The organism is Roseovarius gahaiensis, assembly GCF_011601345.1.
Taxonomy (GTDB): domain Bacteria; phylum Pseudomonadota; class Alphaproteobacteria; order Rhodobacterales; family Rhodobacteraceae; genus Roseovarius; species Roseovarius gahaiensis.
Genome location: NZ_JAAORB010000030.1, coordinates 21376 through 37800 on the forward strand (window position 1 = coordinate 21376; position 16425 = coordinate 37800).

A 16425-nucleotide genomic window follows, 5' to 3' on the forward strand; every position below is an offset into this window, starting at 1 on the left:
AGACAACCTAAAAATGGCAGCCTATGATCTGGGTCCGATCATGGCGGCGCAGTGGGATTGGGCATGTCTCGCGGATGGACGGCACGAAAACCCCCGGTGCCAGTGGCCCGGGGGTATAGATTGCGCTTCATAAACCGGGGTTTACAGGCTCAATCGGCGTCCTTCATATCAAAGCCGAGGTGCCGCGCGACCGTGAAGATATCCTTGTCTCCACGGCCACACATGTTCATTACCAACAGGTGATCTGCAGGCAAGTCGGGGGCGATCTTCATCACATGCGCCAGCGCGTGACTGGGTTCAAGCGCAGGGATTATCCCCTCTTTCTCACAACACAGCTGAAACGCCTCAAGCGCCTCTTTGTCGGTGATTGACACGTATTGCGCGCGGCCAATATCGTGCAGCCAGCTGTGCTCGGGCCCGATGCCGGGGTAATCCAGACCCGCCGAGATGGAATAACCTTCGAGGATCTGGCCATCGCCATCCTGCAACAGATAGGTGCGGTTGCCATGCAGCACGCCGGGGCGGCCCCCGGTCAGACTGGCGCAATGCTCCATCTTGGCATTGACCCCCTTGCCACCGGCCTCAACCCCGATGACGTTGACGGATTTGTCGTCGAGGAACGGATAAAACAAGCCCATGGCGTTCGAGCCACCGCCGATGGCCGCAATGATGGTATCGGGCAGGCGGCCTTCGGCGGCCTGCATCTGTTCGCGGGTTTCCTTGCCAATGATCGCTTGGAAGTCACGGACCATGGCCGGGTAAGGGTGGGGCCCAGCCACAGTGCCGATGCAATAAAAGGTATCACGCACATTGGTAACCCAGTCGCGCAGCGCATCGTTCATCGCGTCCTTGAGCGTGCCGCGCCCGCTGGTGACGGGGATCACTTCGGCCCCCAAAAGGCGCATACGGAACACGTTGGGTTTTTGCCGTTCGACATCATGCGCGCCCATGTAAACCACGCATTTCAGACCAAACTTAGCGCAGACCGTGGCCGTGGCCACACCGTGCTGCCCGGCGCCGGTTTCGGCAATGATGCGGGTTTTGCCCATGCGGCGGGCCAGGATAATCTGGCCCAGCACATTGTTGATCTTGTGCGCGCCGGTATGGTTCAGCTCGTCCCGCTTAAGATAAATCTTGGCCCCGCCCAGATGTTTGGTCAGCCGGTCGGCGTAATACAGCGGACTGGGACGGCCGACATAGTGTGTCCACAGATCGTGCATTTCGTCCCAGAAAGACTGATCGGTTTTGGCGTGTTCGTACTGCTGTTCCAGTTCCAGAATCAGCGGCATCAGCGTTTCAGATACGAAGCGCCCGCCGAAATCACCGAACCGGCCCTTTTCGTCAGGTCCGGTCATGAAAGAATTGAAAAGGTCGTTCATCGTGTCTGCCTTCCCGTCTGGGCCTTGGTCCTGTTGTTCAATATGGGACGTATCTGTGATTTTCCAGCGAAAACCGACTAGAGCCGAGATAGAAGGCGTTTCGAAACGCCTTTGACACGTGGTTTGCAAACCACGTGTCAAAGCCGCTGATAAGCGGCTTGGGGCAAGGGCTTTCGAAAGCCCTTGCCGGTCCATCACCGGGATACGCGTCGAATTGGGGCTGAATTGCAGAATACAACGAAATGACGGCCATTTTCGACAGCCTGAAACCCGCGGTCCCGCACCGCAGCGGCAAAGGCCGCGCGACCGACCAACCGCTCCACATCGCGTATCTGGCGTTTGACCACACCGCCACGGCGCGCCTCTTGCGAAGAGAAGAGTTGGTCAAGCCATAGTTCGCGCGTCAGATATTCGGGCAATCCACTCATGCGCCGAGCATGACCTTATGGTGGTTAATTCAGGATTAACGCGCGCCGGATTGCGCCGCCTCGACAAAGGCACGCATCAATGCGCCATCCTTCACGCCCTCTGCGCTTTCAACTCCCGAAGATACATCAAGCTGACGCGCGCCCGTCAGCCGCACGGCCTGTGCCGCATTGTCGGGCGTCAGCCCACCGGCCAGCATCCACGGCACCGGCCAACGACGCCCTGCAATCAGGTTCCAGTCAAAGGCCAGCGCGTTGCCGCCGGGCCGATCAGCCCCCTTGGGCGGCTTGGCATCGACCAGCAACTGGTCCGCCACGCGCCCGTATGTTTCAAGCTGAGGCAGATCATCGGCGTCTGAAATGCCAACCGCTTTCATCACCGGCAGACCATAGCGCGACTTGACCTCGGCCACACGCTCGGGTGTCTCGGACCCGTGCAGTTGCAACATATCAAGCGGCACCTGTTGGGTCAGCGCGTCCAGCATCGCATCATCGGCATCTACGGTCAGCGCGACTTTCATGATACCCACCGGCACAGCGGTTGCCATGAATGCCGCATCCTCAAGCACAAGATGCCGCGGGGACTTGGGAAAAAACACGAACCCCACATACGACGCGCCCGCCAAAATGGCGGCGGGGATATCTGCGGGGTCTGTCAGCCCGCAAATTTTAACTTTGATGTCGTTGCCCATGGGCGGCGGTTTAGCTGGCCTCGTCCAAAATGGCCAGCACGTCGTCCTTGTCCTTGTGCTTTTCGCCTTTCAGACGCTGAATTTCAGCGCGCAGCGCGCTGAGTTCGCGGGCCTTGCGCGCAGCCTCGGCGCGTTCGCCATGTTCGCGAATCCATTCCCAGATCAACCCGACAATCAGGCCAAGTAGGATACCGCCGAAGATCACGACGAACAACGGCAGTTCATAGCTGGGGTTCAGCGCCGCAAGCCCGGACAATTCGTCGGGCAGCACCCTGACCTGCACGATGTTGCGGTTGGCCAAGGCAATGAGGATCAGCGCCAGCGCGAAGATGGCAATCGAAGCATAGCGGATGTAACGCATCAGGATTTCCCGTTCAGCCGGTCACGCAGCAATTTTCCCGCTTTGAAAAACGGCACGTGTTTCTCGTCAACATGCACGGATTCACCCGTGCGCGGATTGCGCCCCACACGAGCGTCGCGCTTTTTCACCGAGAACGCCCCGAACCCGCGCAACTCGACGCGGTTGCCCTGCGCCATGGCGGAGGTGATTTCATTGAAAATCGTGTTCACTATACGCTCGACATCGCGTTGATAGAGGTGCGGGTTTTCGTCGGCAATTTTCTGGATCAGTTCCGATCGGATCATCGTCCCCCCCGAGGATTGTTTTTGTCTGGGCGCATCAGGTCGCTACACTGAACTATAGTCAGGATCTGGAAAAACCGAAACAGAAAGGCCACGCGTTACGGCATGAATTCGCTTTATTTTTCCCGCTTAGCGGGAAAAACACCGGCAACCAGGCAATGTCAGGCCGTCGGCTAACCATTCAAAGATGATTTTGCAGTGCAGAAAAAGTGTTGATTCGCAAAGGGAAAGCCCAAAACAACTTTGCCGACACCCACGCAAATAAAAACGGCCCCGCCGGGAAGGCGGGGCCGCACATGCCTGTGTCAGGCACAAAGCTTAGTCGTCGTCGCCCTTGAGGGCCGCGCCAAGGATGTCGCCCAGCGATGCGCCCGAATCCGAGCTGCCATACTGCTGCACGGCTTCTTTTTCTTCGGCGATTTCGCGGGCCTTGATCGACAGACCCAGACGGCGCGACTTGCTGTCGATGTTGGTGACGCGGGCGTCAACCTTATCACCGACCGAGAAGCGCTCGGGGCGCTGTTCGGAACGGTCACGCGACAGATCGGAGCGGCGGATGAAGCTTTTCATGCCTTCATATTCCACTTCGATGCCACCATCTTCGATCGCGGTCACTTCGACGGTGATGATCGAGCCACGCTTCACGCCACCCACGGCTTCGGCGAAGGGATCACCGTCAAGCGCCTTGATCGACAGCGAGATACGCTCTTTCTCGACATCCACTTCCGAGACGACGGCCTTGACCACATCGCCCTTTTTGTAGCTTTGGATCGCGTCTTCGCCACGCTCGTCCCACGACAGGTCGGACAGGTGAACCATGCCGTCGATATCGCCGGGCAGACCGATGAACAGACCGAATTCGGTGATGTTCTTGACCTCGCCCTCGACTTCGGTGCCGACGGGGTGGGTTTCTGCAAACACTTCCCACGGATTACGCTGCGTCTGCTTGAGGCCAAGCGACACGCGGCGTTTGCTGGGGTCGATTTCCAAAACCATGACTTCGACTTCCTGAGAGGTCGAAACGATCTTGCCGGGATGCACGTTCTTTTTCGTCCACGACATTTCCGAAACGTGAACCAAGCCTTCAACACCCGGCTCCAGCTCAACAAATGCGCCGTAGTCGGTGATGTTGGTCACACGGCCCGTATGGACCGAGCCCAACGGGTACTTGGCGCCGACCAGATCCCACGGATCTTCCTGCAACTGCTTCATACCAAGGCTGATGCGGTGGGTGTCTTTGTTGATCTTGATAACCTGCACCTTGACGGTTTCGCCAATCGACAGGATTTCCGACGGGTGGTTGACCCGGCGCCATGCCATATCGGTGACGTGCAGCAGGCCATCAACACCGCCAAGGTCCACAAAGGCCCCGTATTCGGTGATGTTCTTGACGACGCCGTCAACCGTGTCGCCTTCGGACAGTTTGGCGATCACCTCGGCGCGCTGTTCGGCGCGCGATTCTTCAAGGATGGCGCGGCGCGACACAACGATGTTGCCACGGCGGCGGTCCATTTTCAGAATCTGGAACGGCTGCTTGAGACCCATCAACGGACCAGCGTCGCGCACCGGGCGCACATCAACCTGGCTGCCCGGCAAGAAGGCCACGGCACCGCCCAAATCGACGGTAAAGCCACCCTTGACCCGGCCAAAGATCGCGCCTTCGACGCGCTGATCGTCGGCATAAGCCTTTTCCAAACGGTCCCATGCCTCTTCGCGGCGGGCCATTTCGCGACTAAGCACGGCTTCGCCACGGGCGTTTTCTGCCGAGCGCAGATACACCTCAACCACATCGCCGGCGGCGATTTCGGGGGCTTCACCGGGATTTGCGAATTCTTTAAGATCGACGCGGCCTTCCATTTTGTAGCCAACATCGATGATGGCTTGGCCCGCTTCGACAGCGATGACCTTGCCTTTAACGACAGTACCCTCGTTGGGCGTGTCCATTTCGAGACTTTCATTAAGGAGGGTCTCGAATTCCTCCATGGATGCGTTCTGAGCCATGTGGCGTGTTTGTCCTTTACAAATGCGTTTTTCCGGCCGTGCGGTTGTCTCCGCCGGTCTTCTTGGCTAATGCCCTACCCCGATAGTGCATGAGGGCAGAACGGTTTCGTTGGTCAGGCGGAACGCAAAACAAAGAGGGCCGGCGATCCGACCCTGCTCGATCTCTTTATTCGCGACGTTTACCGCCTTGTCGACGGGCCTGCATGTAGCCGCTCGGGCCCTTGATTGCAAGCCCTTCGTGCAGCAGCCCCTATGGTGGCAAGCCTGTGCCGCCTACCCGTCAAGCCGCGCGTCGACCTCGGCAATGGCCGAGGCCACGGCCTGATCTATGCTCATCTGCGATGTGTCGATGCGCACGGCATCCTCGGCGGGCTTCAACGGGGCCGCGGCCCGGGCGCTGTCGCGCGTGTCGCGTGTTTGCAGATCGGCCAGCACCGCCTCAAACGTGGTGTCAAACCCGTTGTCGCGCAATTCGCGGAACCGGCGCTCGGCGCGCACCGCGTCACTGGCGGTGACAAACAGCTTCACCTCGGCCTCGGGACAGATCACCGTTCCGATATCCCGCCCATCCAGCACTGCGCCGCCGTCACGCCGGGCAAAGGCGCGCTGAAAATCCACCAACGCCTGACGCACTTCGGGAATCGCCGCCACCCGACTGGCCGCCTGTGCAACATCCGGCGTGCGCAAATCCCCCGCCTCAAGGTCGCTGGCCCTGAGCGCGCGCGCGGCTTCAACCGGGGCTGTGCCATCCAGCGTGCGCCGACCTGTCGCCCGATACAGCAACCCCGTATCCAGATGCGCAAATCCGAAATGGGCCGCCACGGCCTTTGACACTGTCCCCTTGCCTGCGGCCGCTGGCCCGTCAATTGCGATGGTGAATGCCATGACCGGCCCCCTTATTGTTCGGAGCGCCAGACGTAAAGGATCACGCCCCACGGCTCAAGACCCGCGCCGCGCCCTTCTTCTGTTCGAAAATATCCCGGGGGAGTCGCCCAACGGGCGACGGGGGCAGAGCCCCCAATGGCCACCGATCGGGATTTTTTGGAGCGGGTAACGGGAATCGAACCCGTAACTTAAGCTTGGGAAGCTCGCGTGATACCTTTTCACCATACCCGCGCACTCGAAAGCACTTATTTTAGGACCGCGCGAGCGTCAAGGCGCATATCCATCGATTGCTTATGACACCTCACTTAGTTAGTGATCACTCACTTACTAAAGCGAGTCACCATGTCAGAACACCGAAAATGTGCGCAGGATCGCAAGGCCGAGATCGCCGAGACAACGTTGCGCCTCCTTACGACCATACCAGTCGAAGCCCTTTCGACATCGCGGATCGCCAAAGAGATCGGGATCACCCAAGCGGCGATTTTCCGGCATTTTCCAACCAAGGATGCGTTGTGGCTGGCGGTTTTGGAAACGGCCGAGGCCCGCGCAATCGCCCGCTGGGATCAGGCACTTGCAACGCAAAAGCCGCCGCTGGCGCGGCTTCGGGCGCTGTTGCAGGCGCAGCTTTTGCTGATCGCCGAAACCCCCGCCATCCCCGTGCTGATCTTCAATGCCGGACGCATCACCGCCGAGACCACGATTCGCCCTGTCCATTTACGGGTGCTGGCAGGGCTGCGGCAACGCGTTGTGGAGCAACTTCACGCCGCAGCGGCTGCGCACCAGATCGCAAGCCCGTCCCCCGAGGACAGCGGCGATTTGTTTCTTGGGCTACTACAAGGGACGGTCTTTCGCTGGCGCATGTCAGAGTGCCGCTTTGATCTTGTCACCGAAGGCATGCGGCTTGTGGATATTCAGATAGGCTTGATCACGGGTCACAGTCAGGGAGACAAACAATGAAGCGCAGGCATCTATTGTGGCTGTTACCGCCGCTAGCGGTCGGGGTGGGCCTTGCGGCATGGCTGATTGCCAGATCAGAACCGCCCGCGCGGACCCCGCAAGAGCTGCGATCGGTGACCGCCAATATCCAAACCGTCGAACCGCAGGCCATCCGCCCTGTCGTGCGCGGCTACGGCACGGTCCGCGCCGCCCAACGCTGGCAGGCGGTGGCCGAAGTCGCCGGGGCGATCACCTATCGCCATCCGGACCTTGAAACCGGCAAAATCATCCCGGCCGGCACCCGCGTGTTGGGCATCGACCCCACCCGCTATGACTTTGCGCTGGCGCAGGCCGAGGCCGATCTGGCCGCACTGCGCGCCGAACGTGAACAGTTGGAGGTTGAGGCCGAAAATACACGGCGCCTTTTGACCATTGAACAGGATCGGTTGAATTTGGCCAAGTCCGATCTTGAGCGTGTCCGCGCCTTGGTGGCGCGGGGCACAGCCCCGCAAAGCCGACAGGACGATCAAGAACGCGCAACGCTACAAATCCGGCGCGTCGTGCAGGAGTTACAAAATTCGCTTGATCTGGTGCCGGTCCGGCAAACGCGGCTGACCGCGCAAATCGCCCGCGCCGAGGTCGGGCTGGAAACCGCCCGGCGGGATCTGGAGATGACAACCATCGAAACCCCGTTTTCGGTTCGCATCGGAGAGGTCCACGCCGAACGCCACCAATTCGTGCCAGCCGGGGGGCGTTTGATCACAGCCGACGGAACCGCCCGAGCCGAAGTGACGGCGCAGCTTCCGATCGAAGGGTTTCCTCGCCTCGTCGGCGCGGTCGGCGGTGCCGTCGATCTGGAAACCGACGACCAGGCGCAGTTTCTGGACCGCATCAATGCCGAACTTCGGCTTGTGTCGGACCCCGGCCAAACGTGGCAGGGCCGGGTGATCCGGATCGAGAATGCGCTTGATCCTCAGGCGCGCTCGGTGCCCGTGGTGATCGAGGTTGAGGCGCCCTACGCCGGGGCGCACCCGCCCCTGCGCCTGCCGCTTGTGCCAAATATGTATGTCGAGGCGGTCCTGACCGGCCCCGCCGGGGAACCTCGCATCGCCCTGCCCGCCAGCGCGGTGCATGAAGGCGATACCGTCTATCTGCGCGATAACGACGGGCGTCTGGCCTTTCGGCAAATTGAGGTTGCCTGGCGGCAGGACGGGCTGGCCATGGTATCGGCGGGGCTATCGGCCGGCGATCAGGTAATCTTGAATGATATCGTACCGGCGCTGCCCGGCCTGCGCGTTATCCCGGCGGGGGATGCACAATGATTGGCTGGTTTGCGCGCCATCAGACCGCCGCCAATCTGCTGCTGGTTCTGATCGTCGCCATAGGGGTCTTTGCCGCTCCGACGCTCAAGCGCGAAACCTTCCCGGATTTCCGCCCGACCGAGGCCGAGATCAACATTGTCTACCGCGGCGCGTCGGCAACCGAGGTTGAGGATGCGATTTGTCGCCGGGTGTGGGATGCCGTCAGGGCTGTCGAATATCTTGAAGAACTGACCTGCACCGCCCAAGACAACGCGGGGCGGGCGGTTGCGACAATGGCACCGGGGGGCGAGGCAGGCCGCTTTGTCAATGACCTGCGCACCGAGGTGACGGCGGTGGATGATTTCCCCGAGGACGCCGACCCGCCGGTGGTGCGCCAGTTGCATCGCAGCGACAGGGTCGCCTCAGTCGCCGTGGCCGGAGATCTGCCGCTCTCGCAGCTTGATCGCTACACCGCCACACTGCGGGATAGGCTCGCCGCCCTGCCCGATGTGGCCGATGTCAGCCGCACCGGCATTGGCACACGCCAGTTTCGCATCAGCGTGCCGCGCGCAAGTTTGGCCCAACACGGTCTGACGGCTGCAGGGCTGGCGGAACGGATCGGCGCACAAAGCCTCGACCGTCCGCTTGGCACGCTTGAAACTCCGGATCAGGACATCGCATTGCGCTTTACTGACGAGCGGCGAACCGCTGCCGCGCTGGCCGATATCGTCATCTTGTCCAAACCCAATGGCGCAGAATTGAAACTGGGCCAGATCGCCCGGATCGAGGAACATTTCACCCCGCAAGAGGCACGCGCGCGGTTGGACGGGCAAAGCGCGATTTTCCTTGGCGTGGATAAATCTCTGGGCGCTGACGCGTTGCGCGTTTTCGAACGTGTTCAGGCTGTTGTCGACGACGAGCAGGGCACCCTGCCCGACACAATCCGCATTGAAATCGTGCAGGATATGACATCCATCGTGCGTGATCGTCTGGCCATGCTGGTCAAGAACGGCGTCATTGGCCTTGTCCTTGTTGTGGGGGTGATGAGCCTGTTTTTCCGCCCCGGCTATGCGATCTGGGCGGCACTGGGCCTGCCCGTGGCGTTCCTTGGGGCGTTTGCTGTCATGGCACTGACGGGATTGTCACTGAACATGATCACGCTTGTGGCGTTGCTTATGGCAATCGGGATCGTGATGGACGATTCCATCGTGATCTCGGATTCCATCGCCGAGGCGTCGGCAGGCGGGGCATCGCGCATGGATGCCGCCATCGACGGCACCAAACAGGTGCTGCCCGGCGTGCTGTCATCTTTCGCCACAACGGTCGCGATCTTTGCGCCGCTGTCATTCCTGTCGGGCGAATTGGGGGCCGTGCTTGAGGTGCTGCCGATTGTTCTGATCGCCGCCCTAGCCGCCAGCCTTCTTGAGGCCTTTTGGGTATTGCCGCACCACCTGTCACACGGCCTGAAATCCACGCAAAAGCCCGCATCAAAGGCGCGCGCAAAGTTTGAACGCGGGTTCGGCTGGCTGCGCGACACAGGGCTTGGGCGGGTGGTCGATAGCGCCATCGCGTGGCGCTATCTGGTGGCCGGGGCAACGATTGCGGCCCTGATTGTCACAGTCGCTTTGATGCGCGGTGGCTATGTCCAGCGCGAGGCTTTGCCAGACATCGACGGTGATGTGCTGGAGGCGCGCATTCTGATGCCGCAGGGCACACCGCTGTCGCGCACCGAAAAGGTGACAGAACGCGTCATCGCCGCCATGGATGACGTCAACACGCAACTGAGCCCCGATCAGCCGGACGGGGCGCCATTGGTGCAAACCGTGCAAGCCCTATACGGCCAAAACACCACCGCCGGGGAAACCGGGCCGCATGTCGCCACCATATCGGTCGATCTGCTAGGGGCTGAGCGTCGGGGCACCTCTCTTGACCAGCTGATCGCCGAATGGCAGGCGAGCATCGGCACCGTGCCGGGCGCGATCGAGATCACGCTGGCAGAGCCGGGTATAGGGCCGCAGGGCCTTGCCGTCGAAATCCGTCTGTCCGGGACAGACTTGGAACAGTTGGACCACGCAGGCAACCGCCTGCTGGCCGAGTTGCGACGCTATGCCGGGGTTTATAACGCTCTCCATGATCTGCGCCCCGGTCGCCCCGAACTGCGCCTGTCTTTGGCCGAGGGCGCGGCGGGGCTGGGGCTGACGGCGGCGGATATCGCCGCGCAGATCGGCACCGCCTATCTGGGCCGCATTGTCACAACGGTTCAGCAAGGCGATATCGCGCATGAGATTGAACTGGAACAGGCCATCGAAGACCGGGCCTCTTATGCCGACCTGTCCGCCTTCGAGGTCATTTTGCCAGACGGAACGCGGGTGCCGCTGGCGACACTGGTGACCATAGACGAAAGCCGAAGCTGGGGCAGCATCACCCATGTCGATGGCCAGCGGACGGTAACCATTCAGGCCGATGTGGATGGCCGGATCGGTAATGCGGACGCCATTGTCTCGGATCTGAGCAAGGAGTTCCTGCCGACATTATCGGCGGAATTTCCGGGGGTCAGTGCGGATATCGGCGGCCAGAACGCCAACTCGGCGGAAACGGTCGGCTCGATCTTGCGCGGGTTCCTGATCGGCTTGGTGGGCATCTATCTGGTGCTGTCTTTCCAGTTCCGCAGCTATGTGGAACCCGTTATTGTCATGCTGACCATCCCGCTGGCGCTGGTGGGCGTCGTGCTGGGCCATATGGCGATGGGCTATAATATCTCCATGCCGTCGATCATGGGCGCGGCTTCGCTTGCGGGGATCGTTGTGAACAACGCAATCCTGTTGGTTCAGGTGATCAAACGGCACACCGAAACGGGCCTGAGCAGCGCCAAGGCGGCAGGCCATGCCAGCCGCGAACGGTTCCGGCCCATCGTCGTGTCAGTTTCGACCACGATCATGGGCATGGCGCCGCTGTTGGCCGAAACCAGCACACAGGCCCAGACCGTCAAACCGCTGGTCATTTCGGTGGTGTTCGGCCTGCTGTCGGCCACGGCGCTGATTTTGATTGTTCTGCCTGCCTTTTACACGATCCTTGACGACATGGGGCTGAGCACAGGCAAGAAAGCCGCGTCCGAGACCGCGGAGAGCTGACCGCTTCAGCGCGCATCCGGGCCGGTCACACTGCGGCGCGCGGGATGGGAAACGGCAATGTCGGCCAATGTGCTTTGGTTCAACTCGGCCAGAAACGCCGCTTCGGCGACGCGCAGCCGTCCTTTCAGACGACACTGCCCGTCAAGCGTGCAATTGCCGCCATCCGCACCAAGACATTCCACCAGCGGATGACCAGCTTCCAACGAGCGAATGATATCGCCTAGCCGGATATCTTCGGGCGGACGCGCCAGAATCGCACCACCGCCGCCGCCCTGCCGCGTCTGGATCAGCCCGGCGCGCGAAAAATGTTGCGCGATCTTGGCCAGATGATTCCGCGACAGCCCAAATTCATCGGCAAACTCCGCCGTCGAGAATGACTGCTCGGGCGCACCGGCCATGCGCATCAGCATGCGCAATCCATAATCCGTAAATGTTGTCAGACGCATTGTATCTCAATTCACTTGAATAGGTATTTACAATACCCATTCCTGAAACTAAACGCTCATGCAAAGCAAAACCCACGCTTGGCGGCAGCCGTGCCACCGGGCGCAAAAAGGAACGGTTCCCCGTGTTCCAAGTGTGCAAGTCTGACATATTGGCAAACGGAATCCCCGGACAATCAACCGCCCGGTCACGCGTGTCGTGATGCGCAGGCAGGCCACACGCAAAGGTATTTTGCCGGGTCTGTTCCTAAGTCTATGCGTCGCCGTTGCGCTTTTGTCCCAAGCGGCCAGTTTCGTTTGGGACGATCATGCTGACCCCATCAGGGTGCTTTCAGGGCTGGCCTTACTTGGGGGGATTGCCGCCCTTGCTATGCTGCCGGGGGCCGATCCCCCGTCCGACGATACTTGATCCGACAGATCGAAGACCCGGACATGACCGATGCGTCATCTCATCCGCCAACCCCCTGCGCGGTGGCCAAAGTCTTTGATATGTTCTGACCGGTCGCCACATCGCGTGCAACGCGTGTCAACAATCGGTCCATTGTGCCACGATGCACTGCACCTCGGACCATTGATGTCGATGCTATCCTTGGGCAGTTGAACACTGTTTGACTTTAATCAAAGCGCACTGGGAATAGGTCGGTGCATCTGGCAGGGTCACGCGATACCCTTGCGCTTTTGAAAGGCGAAAAGAATGATGACAGGTTGGGGCGAATTCATCCTTGCCTTCACGGTGTTTTTCCTAAGCCATTCGTTTCCGGTCCGCCCCCCGGTGCGGCCTTGGCTGGTGGCGCGTTTGGGATCGCGTGGGTTTACGCTGGGATATTCGGTTTTGTCGCTGGCCGTGTTGGGATGGGTCATTGCTGCCGCCGGGCGCGCCCCATACGTCGAGCTTTGGGGCTATGCGCCGTGGCAAAATCACCTACCTATGGTCGCCATGGGCGTGGTTTGCCTGATCCTTGCGGCAGCAATCTGGCGGCCAAATCCATTTTCCTTCGGTGGCGCGCAGAATGACCAGTTTGATCCCAAGCGTGCAGGAATTGTCCGCTACATGCGTCATCCGCTGCTTGTGGCGTTGGCTTTATGGGCGTTTGCGCATTTGGCCCCGAACGGGGATTTGGCGCATGTCATCCTGTTCGGCATATTTGCGGGGTTTGCCCTTATGGGCATGCCCCTGATCACGCGCCGCAAAAAGCGGCAGTTGGGCCAAACATGGTATGACTGGGACGCGGCGTTAAAGTCGGCAACGCTGGCCCCAAGGCCACTGTCTTGGTCCGGTGCCGTGGCGCGACTGGCCGTTGGCATCGGGCTTTATGCCGCGCTGTTGGCCGCGCACCCGTGGCTGTTCGGCGTTAATCCCCTGCCCTGATCCGACCCGAGACAGCCCGCAAAAGCTGACCAAGGGTCAACCGCGCCGCCGCCGTCTGCGGCGACCGCCCTCGTCGCCCGCACTATCGCCACCGCCGGTGTTGAAACTGGGGTTAGGCAGCGCCACAATCTTGGACAATTCCGGGAATGGATCGGTTTTGTGCGGTATGGCGTTGGCCGCGACGAAGTGCTCTTGAAACTTGGGTTCAATCGCGGTTTCCACCTTGGTGATCTCGCGCACGACGCGTTCAATCTCTTGCCGGGCGGCCACATTACACAGGGCGATCCGCGCGCCGGTGCCGGCGGCGTTGCCTGCGCTGGTCACCTTTTCCAGCGGCACATCGGGGATCATCCCCAGAACCATCGCATGTTTGGGGCTGATATGCGCCCCAAAGGCCCCGGCCAGAACAACCCTGTCCACCTTGTCGACGCCACGTTCATCCATCAACAGGCGCGCCCCGGCATAAAGCGCCGACTTGGCCAGTTGGATCGCGCGAATATCACCTTGCGTGACGGTAATGCGCGGGCCGCCCTGCTCGGTCGCGTCGTGAATAAGATAGGCATGCGTCCGCCCTTCGGGCACCGAACGCGGCGTGCCCGTCGCCTCGGCCGATCCGATCAGCCCCGACTCGTCCATCAAGCCCGCGATACGCAGTTCGGCCACCGCCTCGATGATGCCCGAGCCACAGATGCCGGTGATGCCGGTGGCGGCGGTTTCCTCCCAGAATCCATCTTCGTCCGACCACTTCTCGCAGCCGATCACACGAAAGCGCGGCTCCTTGGTGTCCGGGTCGATTCGGATCGCTTCAATCGCGCCGGGGGCAGCGCGTTGACCGCTCGAGATTTGCGCGCCCTCAAAGGCAGGACCAGTGGGCGAGGAACAGGCCAGCACGCGGCTGGTATCCCCCAGCAGGATTTCGGCATTGGTGCCCACGTCGACCACCAAGACCAGATCCTCGGATTTGCCGGGCTCTTCGCTCAGGGCGACGGCGGCGGCATCGGCCCCGACATGTCCGGCGATGCAGGGCAAGATATAGGTGCGGGCGCGCGGGTTGATCGCCGTCAGGTCCAGTTCACGCGCGGGCATCGAGATGGAATCGGAGGTGGCCAGCGCAAAAGGCGCCTGCCCCAGTTCCACCGGGTCGATCCCCAATAGCAGATGGTGCATGACCGGGTTGCAGACAAACACCGTTTCCACAATCAGCGCCGGGTCGATGTCGGCCTCCTGCGCAATCTCGATGGCCAGCGTGTTCAGCGCATCGCGCACGGCGGCTGTCATTTCCTGATCGCCACCGGGGTTCATCATCGAATAGCTGACACGGCTCATCAGATCTTCGCCATAGCGGATTTGCGGGTTCATGATGCCGGAACTGGCCTTGACCTCGCCAGTGTCCAGATCGGTCAGATGCGCGGCCACGGTGGTTGAGCCAAGATCAATGGCCAGCCCGTATAGCCCACCTTCGTGCAGGCCGGGCCAGATTTCGATCACGCGGGCCACGTCATCAGTGTGGGATTTATGCAGCGCGACCGTCACTTGGAACTTGCCCTTGCGCAGCACCGGTTGCAGCTTGGACAGCAGCGACCCGTCAGCCCGGATTTCAGGAATGTCCCACTCGCGTTTCAGGGCGCGTTCCAGCCGCTCCAGATCGCCTGTGGGTTCGTGCATGTCCGGCTCGTCGACCTCGACGAAATACAGCCGCGTGGCCGGGTCCATCGCGATTACCCGCGCCGAGGCGGCCTTGCGCACCACCTGACGGTGCACTTGGCTTTCGGGGGGCACATCAATCACCACATCGCCCATCACCTGCGCTTGACAGCCAAGGCGGCGTCCGGGCTTCAGGCCCCGCTTGTCGTCATAGCGCTGTTCAACGGCGTTCCACTCTGACAGGGCGTCATCCGCCACGGTCACGCCGTGCTTGGAAAACTCGCCATAGCTGGGTGTGATCTGGCATTTCGAGCAAATCCCGCGCCCGCCACAGACGGAATCAAGGTCAACGCCCAATTGCCGCGCAACGGTCAGAACCGGAGTTCCCTTGGGAAACCGGCCACGTTTGCCCGACGGGGTAAAGACGACAAGGGGGTCTTGCGACATGCGGAAACCTCATGCTGTGGTATTCACTTTGGCAGAACATAAGGCATGCCTTGCCGGGATACAGCCTGCAACCGTCAGAAAATGGCGCACTGGCGGCATTTGCCGATTTTGCCTGCGCAATAGCGGATGCTCAGGGCGTCAAAAGGCGCCTGTAAAGTGTCTCCAGAAACTGCCATGCGTCGTCATGGACGCTTGGTTCTTGCATCAAGACCTGTACCTGCGCTTCGAAATCCGCGTAATGCTGTGTGGTCGCCCAGATCGAGAACAGCAGGTGGCGGGGATCGACAGGCGCCAAGCGCCCTTGGGCGATCCATTCGGAAATAAGATCAGCGGTGTCATCCACCAACGGCCGTAGCCCGCTGTTCAAATGCGGCGCCATACGCGGCGCACCTTGCAAAATCTCGTTGGCGAACAGGCGGCTTTCACGGGGGAACTCGCGGCTCATCTCAAGTTTACGATGCACATACCGCAGGATTTCTTGCAAAGGGTCACCATCGCGATCCACCTCGCGCAACGGTGCTAGCCATGCATCCATCAGCTGGTTCAGAAGTGTGACGTGAATATCCTCTTTGCCACCGAAATAGTAAAGAATATTGGGCTTGGACAGGCCCGAGGCCGCCGCGATCTGATCAAGCGTCGCCCCGCGATAGCCGTGCTGCGCGAACACATCCAAAGCGGCATCCAATATGCGTTTGCGATTGCGCAACTGAATGCGCGTCGGCTTTTTGGCGGGGGCAGAACTGGTCATCACAATCTCCGGATGCGGCAGCAAACCACGAAAGAATGCTGCATTTCCGCGCTGGGGGAAAGCCCTTGGCGCAATCGAAGCCCCCGGTGCCCTGCGTCCGACTGCCGTTATCTTGTGCAGCGGCAAGGTCAAGGCCGGTGCGGGTGTCAGAAATTTCTTGACCGGTTGGTAAACTTGTGGTGCGCTTCCAATGCGCCCCTTGATCCGCCATGCTGCGGCGCTATGGGGTGCGCGCAACCATGGTCCGCCAAGAGGCCAACGCACCAAACGATACGGTGCCGTAGCAAAGCGACACAAGGGAGATGTGATCATGGCCGCACCCGGCGAGAACCTTCGGATCAATGGTGACAGGCTGTGGGACAGCCTGATGGAGATGGCCAAG

Annotated in this window: 15 protein-coding genes and 1 tRNA gene; 5 read left to right on the forward strand and 11 right to left on the reverse strand. The window is 60.7% G+C overall.

Annotated elements, in window-relative coordinates:
* Window positions 1-149: 149 nt before the first annotated feature.
* From trpB to HAT86_RS12815, 8 genes are all read right to left on the reverse strand, one after another.
* Window positions 150-1379, reverse strand: a complete 1230-nt coding sequence (gene trpB / locus HAT86_RS12780; RefSeq protein WP_167198331.1) for a tryptophan synthase subunit beta — start codon at window positions 1377-1379, stop codon at window positions 150-152.
* A 194-nt stretch (window positions 1380-1573) separates the two neighbouring features.
* Complete coding sequence (locus HAT86_RS12785) at window positions 1574-1807, reverse strand: N-(5'-phosphoribosyl)anthranilate isomerase (RefSeq protein ID WP_167198334.1); 234 nt, start codon at window positions 1805-1807, stop codon at window positions 1574-1576.
* A 35-nt stretch (window positions 1808-1842) separates the two neighbouring features.
* The gene (locus HAT86_RS12790; RefSeq protein WP_167198337.1) at window positions 1843-2496 is read right to left on the reverse strand and encodes a phosphoribosylanthranilate isomerase; all 654 of its coding nucleotides are present in this window, start codon (window positions 2494-2496) and stop codon (window positions 1843-1845) included.
* A 10-nt stretch (window positions 2497-2506) separates the two neighbouring features.
* Entirely contained in the window at window positions 2507-2857 is a 351-nt protein-coding gene (locus HAT86_RS12795) for a LapA family protein (RefSeq protein ID WP_167198341.1), read from the reverse strand.
* Window positions 2857-3141 carry an integration host factor subunit beta gene (gene ihfB, locus HAT86_RS12800; RefSeq protein ID WP_167198344.1) on the reverse strand — a complete coding sequence of 95 codons (285 nt, stop codon included), beginning with the start codon at window positions 3139-3141 and terminating at the stop codon, window positions 2857-2859. The genes HAT86_RS12795 and ihfB overlap by 1 nt, the downstream gene beginning before the upstream one ends.
* 315 nt (window positions 3142-3456) lie before the next feature.
* Window positions 3457-5163 (reverse strand): 30S ribosomal protein S1, encoded by a 1707-nt coding sequence (rpsA, locus tag HAT86_RS12805; protein WP_331272547.1) that lies wholly within the window; start codon window positions 5161-5163, stop codon window positions 3457-3459.
* Window positions 5164-5412: 249 nt separating this feature from the next.
* Entirely contained in the window at window positions 5413-6024 is a 612-nt protein-coding gene (gene cmk / locus HAT86_RS12810) for a (d)CMP kinase (RefSeq protein WP_167198350.1), read from the reverse strand.
* A 157-nt stretch (window positions 6025-6181) separates the two neighbouring features.
* Window positions 6182-6255: transfer RNA gene (locus HAT86_RS12815), tRNA-Gly, on the reverse strand.
* Between the two features lie 111 nt (window positions 6256-6366).
* On the opposite strand from HAT86_RS12815, the gene HAT86_RS12820 reads away from it, so the two are divergent.
* Genes HAT86_RS12820 through HAT86_RS12830 form a run of 3 tightly spaced genes read left to right on the forward strand, consistent with a single transcriptional unit; the run spans window position 6367 to window position 11392 of the window.
* Window positions 6367-6981: a TetR/AcrR family transcriptional regulator gene (locus tag HAT86_RS12820; protein WP_167198353.1), complete on the forward strand. Its 615-nt coding sequence runs from the start codon at window positions 6367-6369 to the stop codon at window positions 6979-6981.
* Window positions 6978-8282, forward strand: a complete 1305-nt coding sequence (locus HAT86_RS12825) for an efflux RND transporter periplasmic adaptor subunit (protein ID WP_167198356.1) — start codon at window positions 6978-6980, stop codon at window positions 8280-8282. The genes HAT86_RS12820 and HAT86_RS12825 overlap by 4 nt, the downstream gene beginning before the upstream one ends.
* Window positions 8279-11392, forward strand: a complete 3114-nt coding sequence (locus HAT86_RS12830; RefSeq protein WP_167198360.1) for an efflux RND transporter permease subunit — start codon at window positions 8279-8281, stop codon at window positions 11390-11392. The genes HAT86_RS12825 and HAT86_RS12830 overlap by 4 nt, the downstream gene beginning before the upstream one ends.
* 5 nt (window positions 11393-11397) lie before the next feature.
* On the opposite strand, the gene HAT86_RS12835 is transcribed toward HAT86_RS12830, so the two are convergent.
* The gene (locus HAT86_RS12835; protein WP_167198363.1) at window positions 11398-11838 is read right to left on the reverse strand and encodes an RrF2 family transcriptional regulator; all 441 of its coding nucleotides are present in this window, start codon (window positions 11836-11838) and stop codon (window positions 11398-11400) included.
* A 691-nt stretch (window positions 11839-12529) separates the two neighbouring features.
* On the opposite strand from HAT86_RS12835, the gene HAT86_RS12840 reads away from it, so the two are divergent.
* Complete coding sequence (locus HAT86_RS12840; protein ID WP_331272546.1) at window positions 12530-13204, forward strand: NnrU family protein; 675 nt, start codon at window positions 12530-12532, stop codon at window positions 13202-13204.
* A 36-nt stretch (window positions 13205-13240) separates the two neighbouring features.
* Here HAT86_RS12840 and HAT86_RS12845 read toward each other — a convergent pair whose 3' ends face one another.
* Together HAT86_RS12845 and HAT86_RS12850 are read right to left on the reverse strand one after the other, a co-directional pair.
* Window positions 13241-15295, reverse strand: coding sequence for an ASKHA domain-containing protein (locus tag HAT86_RS12845; RefSeq protein ID WP_167198368.1), 2055 nt, complete (start codon window positions 15293-15295; stop codon window positions 13241-13243).
* A gap of 130 nt (window positions 15296-15425) precedes the next feature.
* Window positions 15426-16043: a TetR family transcriptional regulator C-terminal domain-containing protein gene (locus tag HAT86_RS12850; RefSeq protein ID WP_167198371.1), complete on the reverse strand. Its 618-nt coding sequence runs from the start codon at window positions 16041-16043 to the stop codon at window positions 15426-15428.
* A gap of 190 nt (window positions 16044-16233) precedes the next feature.
* On the opposite strand from HAT86_RS12850, the gene HAT86_RS16910 reads away from it, so the two are divergent.
* A partial coding sequence (locus HAT86_RS16910; protein ID WP_231125902.1) for a hypothetical protein occupies window positions 16234-16425 on the forward strand: 192 nt, incomplete at its 3' end.

Excerpts from the sequence above, each read along its gene's own strand:
- HAT86_RS12845 (WP_167198368.1), bottom strand. The coding sequence starts at position 15,295 with ATGTCGCAAGACCCCCTTGTCGTCTTTACCCCGTCGGGCAAACGTGGC.
- HAT86_RS12820 (WP_167198353.1), top strand. The coding sequence starts at position 6,367 with ATGTCAGAACACCGAAAATGTGCGCAGGATCGCAAGGCCGAGATCGCC.
- cmk (WP_167198350.1), bottom strand. The coding sequence starts at position 6,024 with ATGGCATTCACCATCGCAATTGACGGGCCAGCGGCCGCAGGCAAGGGG.
- ihfB (WP_167198344.1), bottom strand. The coding sequence starts at position 3,141 with ATGATCCGATCGGAACTGATCCAGAAAATTGCCGACGAAAACCCGCAC.
- HAT86_RS12830 (WP_167198360.1), top strand. The coding sequence starts at position 8,279 with ATGATTGGCTGGTTTGCGCGCCATCAGACCGCCGCCAATCTGCTGCTG.
- HAT86_RS12790 (WP_167198337.1), bottom strand. The coding sequence starts at position 2,496 with ATGGGCAACGACATCAAAGTTAAAATTTGCGGGCTGACAGACCCCGCA.
- HAT86_RS12840 (WP_331272546.1), top strand. The coding sequence starts at position 12,530 with ATGATGACAGGTTGGGGCGAATTCATCCTTGCCTTCACGGTGTTTTTC.
- HAT86_RS12835 (WP_167198363.1), bottom strand. The coding sequence starts at position 11,838 with ATGCGTCTGACAACATTTACGGATTATGGATTGCGCATGCTGATGCGC.
- HAT86_RS12795 (WP_167198341.1), bottom strand. The coding sequence starts at position 2,857 with ATGCGTTACATCCGCTATGCTTCGATTGCCATCTTCGCGCTGGCGCTG.
- HAT86_RS12825 (WP_167198356.1), top strand. The coding sequence starts at position 6,978 with ATGAAGCGCAGGCATCTATTGTGGCTGTTACCGCCGCTAGCGGTCGGG.
- trpB (WP_167198331.1), bottom strand. The coding sequence starts at position 1,379 with ATGAACGACCTTTTCAATTCTTTCATGACCGGACCTGACGAAAAGGGC.
- HAT86_RS12850 (WP_167198371.1), bottom strand. The coding sequence starts at position 16,043 with ATGACCAGTTCTGCCCCCGCCAAAAAGCCGACGCGCATTCAGTTGCGC.
- HAT86_RS12785 (WP_167198334.1), bottom strand. The coding sequence starts at position 1,807 with ATGAGTGGATTGCCCGAATATCTGACGCGCGAACTATGGCTTGACCAA.